The organism is Streptococcus sp. 2106, from assembly GCF_013277315.1.
Taxonomy (GTDB): Bacteria; Bacillota; Bacilli; order Lactobacillales; family Streptococcaceae; genus Streptococcus; species Streptococcus pseudopneumoniae.
In genome coordinates, this window is record NZ_VMMS01000038.1 from 1 (window position 1) to 725 (window position 725).

1 protein-coding gene is annotated in these 725 nt (G+C 28.8%); it reads left to right on the forward strand.

Annotated elements, in window-relative coordinates; translation table 11 throughout:
• The coding region (locus HT723_RS04775; RefSeq protein ID WP_172934749.1) for a restriction endonuclease subunit S at positions 1-725 on the forward strand (725 nt) is incomplete at both ends.

A 725-nucleotide genomic window follows, 5' to 3' on the forward strand; every position in this document is an offset into this window, starting at 1 on the left:
AAGTTTGCTGATGGAAGTATAAAAGAGTTTAAACATAATATACCTAAAGGATGGGCCATAGTTTATTTACCAGACATTTGTGCATTAGAGGACGGCTCAATAAAAAGAGGTCCTTTTGGTAGTTCTATAACAAAGTCAATGTTTGTTCCGAAAGGAAAACATACATATAAGGTTTATGAACAAGGTAATGCTATAAGAAAAACTATAGATTATGGAGACTATTGGTTAAAAGAGAGTGATTATATACGTTTAAAAAATTTTTCAATAAAAGCAGGAGATATTTTAATATCTTGTGCAGGTACTATTGGAGAAATCTTTCAAATACCTTCAAATTATTATAATGGAGTTATAAATCAAGCATTATTAAAACTTACGTTAAACTCAGATATAATAGATTCACAGTATTTTAAATGGATGTTTACGAGTTTGATTAATACACTAAAAGAGCATTCTATAGGTTCAGCGATAAAAAATTTAGCTTCAATAAAATTTTTAAAATATGAAGTTCCTATGTTATTGCCTCCACTATCCGAACAACAACGAATAGTAGAAGCAATCGAATCAGCTTTAGAAAAAGTAGATGAATATGCTGAAAGTTATAATAGACTAGAACAGCTAGATAAAGAATTTCCAGATAAACTAAAAAAATCTATTCTTCAATATGCTATGCAAGGAAAATTAGTTGAACAAGACCTAAATGATGAATCAGTCGAAGTTTTACTTGA